Here is a 5,082-nt window from a genome sequence, read left to right as displayed (position 1 = left end):
GCGGGGAACGGGTCGGCGTCGCGCGGCGGCGATGAGTTGCGCCGGCCGGGAGAGTCCCCCACCGTCGTGTCACCGCACAAGGAGGAACGCGTGGCCCAGCTGCTGAGAGTGCAGAACTTCACCGTCTCGAGCGACGGCATCGGCGCCGGGGAGGACCAGACGCTGGAGAGACCTTTCGGTCACGTCGATCCCGCACGTCTGCACAGCTGGGCCTTCGCCACGGCGAGCTGGCCCGGGCGCACGGACGGGGGAGGGAGCCGGGGGATCGACGACTACTTCACGCGGGACTTCAGCCACAACATCGGCGCCGAGATCATGGGCCGCAACAAGTTCGGTCCGCAGCGCGGCCCGTGGGAGGACCACGAGTGGCGGGGCTGGTGGGGCGACGAGCCTCCGTTCCGCACCCCCGTGTTCGTCCTGACCCACTACCCGCGCCCTTCCTTCACGCTGTCCGACACCACGTTCCACTTCGTCGAGGGCGACCCGGCCACGGTGCTGGCGCAGGCGCGGGAGGCGGCGCGGGGCAAGGACGTGCGGCTCGGCGGAGGCGTCGGCACCGTCCGGCAGTTCCTGGACGCCGATCTCGTCGACACCCTGCACGTGGCGGTCGCGCCGGTGGAGTACGGCACCGGACTGCGCCTGTGGGAATCCCCCGACGAGCTGCTCGACCGCTTCCACCTGGAGGTCGTGCCGAGCCCCAGCGGGGTGACGCACCACCTGTTCTGGCGGCGGTGACCCGCACCCGAGTCCGCACCGAGCCCGCATCCGCACCCGGACCCGCCCGCACGACCGCGGCGCGGGACGGCAGAGGCGTACGGGCGGCAGAGGAGAACGGACGGCGAGGAGAACGACGGAGGCCCGGACCCGCGCAGGACGGGTCCGGGCCTCCGGGGCGCGGGGCGGCCGGTCAGACCGTGGCGACGGTGGCGCCGCCGTCCGCCTCGCCGTCCGGCGGCGGCTGCTCGTCCGACTCGGTCAGCTGCTCGCGGACGTAGTTCCACACCACCGCGATCAGCGCGGCCGCCGGGACGGCGAGGAGGCTGCCGACGATGCCGGCCAGGTTGCCGCCCAAGGTGACCGCGAGCAGGATGACCGCGGCGTGCAGCCCGAGGCCCCGGCTCTGGATCATGGGCTGGAAGACGTTGCCCTCCAGCTGCTGCACGCCCACGATGATCGCCAGCACGATGAGAGCGTCGGTGAGTCCGTTGGAGACCAGGGCGATGAGGACCGCGACGAAGCCGGCGAACAGGGCGCCGATCACCGGCACGAAGGCGGAGACGAAGGTCAGCACCGACAGGGGCAGCACGAGCGGGATGTCGAGGAGCCACAGGCCGATACCGATGAGCACCGCGTCGATCAGGCCGACCAGGGCCTGGGAGCGGATGAAGGCGCCGAGGGTGTTCCAGCCGCGCTCGGCGACGGCCGGCACGTGGACGGCGTACTTGCCGGGCAGCTGGCGGCCGAGCCAGGGCAGGAAGCGCGGGCCGTCCTTGAGGAAGAAGAACATCAGGAAGACCGCGAGCACGGCGGTGACGAGACCGTTGATCACCGTCCCGACGCCGGTGACCACGGCGGAGACCGTGGCGCCCGCGCTGTTCTGCAGACGCTCCACCGCGGAGTCCAGGGCCTTGCTGATCTCCGCGTCGTCGATGTTCAGCGGCGGTCCCGCGGCCCATTCCCGCAGGTGCTTGATGCCGGCCACCACCCCGTCGACCAGTTCCCCGGACTGGGACGTCACGGGGACGGCGATCAGGGCCACCACACCCGCCGCTATCACCAGGGCCAGCACGGTCACCACCGAGGCCGCGAGGGTGGCGGGCCAGCCCCGCTCCCGCAGGAAGCGGGTGACAGGCCAGGTGAGCGTCGTGAGGAACAGGGCGACGACGAGGGGCCACAGCACCGGCCACATGCGGCCCAGGAGCCACAGGGCGGCGGCGACCGTCAGCAGGAGCAGCAGCAGCTCGGCGGAGGTGCGCGCCGAGGAACGGAGCGCGGCGCGGGTTCGTATGGCACTCAACCTGTCAGGCATGGAGTCACTCTAGAGGCAGCCCCAAGTGGTGTCGGTGAGGCTGCAGTTACGGGTCGCCGGGCGGCCCCGGGCAACCGGGCGCCCCCCGGGTCACCGTCGGCCGCGGTCGCGCAGGGCGGCGTCGAGGCAGCGGAGGAGTTCGCCGGTGCGGCCTCCGCCGGGCGGGGCGGCCGGATAGCGCCCCAGCACGTCGACCACGGCCCCGCCGGCGTGCCCCGCGGCCCGCCGCAGGTGGTCCTCGCCGACGGCACGGTCGTCCCCGGCGGCCAGTTCGGCGGCGCGGGCCGCGTGCGCGGCCGAGCCCAGGATGTGCTTGACCTGCGTGGCCTTGGCCAACGGGTGCAGGTAGGCGGCGCCCGCCGCGGCCATGGCGGCGCGGGCCGCCTCGCGGGCCGCCTCGTCCTCGGCCGCCTGGGCCGCCTTGAGCGCCGCCCAGGCCGCGTCGCGCAGCGCCTTGCCGCGCTCGCCGCCCCGGGCGAACTCCCAAGCGGTGTCCAGGGCCCGGCGGGGACGCGGGTCGTCGGGCCGGTCCGCCTCGAACACGTCGAGCACCGTCTGCGCACAGGTCGCGGCGAAGGCGGTGACCTCGCGCAGGTCCTGCCGGCTGAGCGGAACCGGCTCCGGTCCGGTCTCAGACACGCGCGAAGGCCTCCCTGGTCACGTCCCGCTCGAAGGTGGCCGCCTGGTACCCGTACGTGCGGATCTCCGGCACCCTGATCACTATGCAGAAACGATCCACCGACTCCAGGGCGCGCGCCACCTCCGCGTACTTGCGCTTGAGGTGGTGAACGGCCGCCCGGTTGGCCAGCGCGCTCTGGCCGCAGACGAGGAGGACCGGCCGGCTCGCCTCCGGCGGCGTGAACTTGGCGACCAGCGCGTACTCCTGGACGTTCTTGTCGAAGAGGTACCGGTGCTCGCCGACGACGAGGGCCACAGAGTCGGGGTGACCCTCCTGGTAAGGGAGAACGCGGACGCCGGGGAGGTGCGCCGCCAGGTGCCCCCCGGTGCGGACGTTGGCCTCCCCGGCCGGGCCGCCGACGCAGAACTCGGTCCGGTCGTCGTTGCTGCCCCGGAACGTGTTGCTGGACTCCGTCACCACGTCGCTGCCGAACTGGCCCGCCAGGGCGGCGATCTCCGCCACGACGTCGACGTCCTTGCGGTGGGTGACGTCGGGCAGGCCGTGCTTGTTGCCGACGACGACCAGGCACGGCTCACCCGGCACGACCCCGAAGAACGCCGCCTTGCGCCGCAGCATCCGGGAGCGCTTGCCGCGCTCCCAGAGCCAGCCGCAGGCGCCTCCGATGAGGCTGGTCACCAGGCCGATCAGAACGTTGGCGATTACGGAAGAGATCGCTGCCCCCTGGGTCCTGGGCGGGGCCGGCGTGCCCCGTCCGTCGGGGTGTTTCTACCACCCGCCGCCCCGGGACGGCCGCCGGTCGACGGGCATCCCCGCCGCGGAGGACGGGTCCGCCCCCGTTCGGAGAGGGGCGGACCCGCTTCTACGAAGGGGGCCCCGCGCCGTCAGCCGACCTCCGTCACCGTTCCCGCGGCGACGGTCCGGCCGCCCTCTCGGACGGCGAAGCCCAGACCGGGCTCCAGCGGGACGGCGGATCCCAGCTCGACCGTCATGTCGATGCTCTCCCCGGGCCGCGCCGTGCCCGCCTCCCCGAGGTCGACGTCGCCCACCACGTCCGCGGTGCGGATGTAGAACTGCGGGCGGTAGCCGGTGGACACCGGGGTGCGGCGTCCGCCCTCGCGGGCCGACAGGATGCGGGCCCGCGCGGTGAAGCGGCGGCTCGGCGTGACGCTGCCCGGCGCGGCGACCACGTGGCCGCGGCGCACCGCGTCCCGGGCCACCCCGCGCAGCAGCAGCGCGACGTTGTCGCCGGCCTGGGCCGACTCCATCGGCCGGCCGAAGGTCTCCAGCCCGGTGACCACCGACTCCAGCCCCGCGCCCAGCACTTCCACACGGTCGCCCATGCGGACCGTGCCCCTTTCCACCGCGCCGGTGACGACCGTTCCCCGCCCGGTGATGGTCAGCACGTTCTCCACGGGCAGCAGGAACGGCGCCTCAAGGTGCCGCTCGGGCATCGGCACGTGGGTGTCGACGGCGTCGAGCAGCGCCTCGACGGCCGCGACCCACCGCGGGTCGCCCTCCAGGGCCTTCAGCCCCGAGACCCGCACGACCGGCGCCTCCTCGCCCGGGTAGCCGTGCGCGGCCAGCAGTTCGCGGACCTCGAGCTCGACCAGGTCGGTGAGCTCCGGGTCGCCGGCGTCGGCCTTGTTGAGCGCGACGACGATGTGCTCGACGCCCACCTGCCGGGCCAGCAGGACGTGTTCGGCGGTCTGCGGCATCACCCCGTCGAGCGCGGACACCACCAGCACCGCGCCGTCGAGCTGGGCGGCGCCGGTGACCATGTTCTTGACGTAGTCGGCGTGCCCCGGCATGTCGACGTGCGCGTAGTGCCGGGTGTCGGTCTCGTACTCGACGTGCGCGATGTTGATGGTGATGCCGCGCGCGGCCTCCTCCGGAGCCCGGTCGATGCGGTCGAACGGGACGTAGCGGGAGGCCCCGCGGTCGGCGAGCACCTTGGTGATCGCGGCAGTCAGGGTGGTCTTGCCGTGGTCGACGTGACCCATGGTGCCGATGTTGAGATGCGGCTTGGTGCGGACGAATGCCGTCTTGGGCATGGCTGTTCCTCGCGATGCGACGCGCGGTGTCCGGCCCTTCCCCCACAGGGAGCGGCCGGCCGGGACCCCGGGGGCGGTTCTCCGACCCTCCCCCTACGGGGTCCGCCGGTAGTTCTGTCCGGGGAGGGTCACCTTCGGGCGCCGTCGGTGGCGACGCCGACCGCTGCGCCTGCCGCGAGGAATGCGGCGGCAGCCTTCGGAGCATCCGCGACCGCGGATGCTGCAGCGAGGGCGAAGGCGTACCGGAACATGTCCGAGAGCATGGCGGACGGGGGGCGAGCCCGTCGAACGGTTTTCGCGGGCCCTTCCTGCCCGCCCGGCCCGCTCCCGCACGACCGCCTCGCGCGGCGACGGCATCGTCC

The 5,082-nt window shown here is 73.5% G+C and carries 5 protein-coding genes; 1 reads left to right on the top strand and 4 read right to left on the bottom strand.

Annotated features, from left to right (window positions below; genetic code table 11):
- Nucleotides 1-90 precede the first annotated feature (90 nt).
- Nucleotides 91-735: a dihydrofolate reductase family protein gene (locus tag ACOV8S_RS04720; protein WP_448316257.1), complete on the top strand. Its 645-nt coding sequence runs from the start codon at nt 91-93 to the stop codon at nt 733-735.
- A 172-nt stretch (nt 736-907) separates the two neighbouring features.
- Here the strand turns inward: ACOV8S_RS04720 and ACOV8S_RS04715 are convergent, their stop codons facing one another.
- The 4 genes from ACOV8S_RS04715 to tuf all read right to left on the bottom strand — a co-directional run bounded on the left by ACOV8S_RS04715 (nt 908) and on the right by tuf (nt 4,720).
- Entirely contained in the window at nt 908-2,029 is a 1,122-nt protein-coding gene (locus ACOV8S_RS04715) for an AI-2E family transporter (RefSeq protein WP_448316256.1), read from the bottom strand.
- A 90-nt stretch (nt 2,030-2,119) separates the two neighbouring features.
- Nucleotides 2,120-2,668 (bottom strand): putative immunity protein, encoded by a 549-nt coding sequence (locus ACOV8S_RS04710; protein ID WP_448316255.1) that lies wholly within the window; start codon nt 2,666-2,668, stop codon nt 2,120-2,122.
- The gene (locus ACOV8S_RS04705) at nt 2,661-3,344 is read right to left on the bottom strand and encodes a hypothetical protein (RefSeq protein WP_448316254.1); all 684 of its coding nucleotides are present in this window, start codon (nt 3,342-3,344) and stop codon (nt 2,661-2,663) included. Before ACOV8S_RS04705 ends, ACOV8S_RS04710 begins: the two co-directional genes overlap by 8 nt.
- Before the next feature lie 206 nt (nt 3,345-3,550).
- Entirely contained in the window at nt 3,551-4,720 is a 1,170-nt protein-coding gene (tuf, locus tag ACOV8S_RS04700; RefSeq protein ID WP_448316253.1) for an elongation factor Tu, read from the bottom strand.
- Nucleotides 4,721-5,082 lie beyond the last annotated feature (362 nt).

Source organism: Streptomyces sp. CO7, assembly GCF_053474865.1.
The sequence above is the reverse complement of the archived record's forward strand: the minus strand, read 5'-3'. Positions and strand labels throughout refer to the sequence as shown.

What these genes read in the sequence shown, in the direction of transcription:
- ACOV8S_RS04715 (WP_448316256.1), bottom strand. Translation starts at nt 2,029, where the DNA reads ATGCCTGACAGGTTGAGTGCCATACGAACCCGCGCCGCGCTCCGTTCC.
- tuf (WP_448316253.1), bottom strand. Translation starts at nt 4,720, where the DNA reads ATGCCCAAGACGGCATTCGTCCGCACCAAGCCGCATCTCAACATCGGC.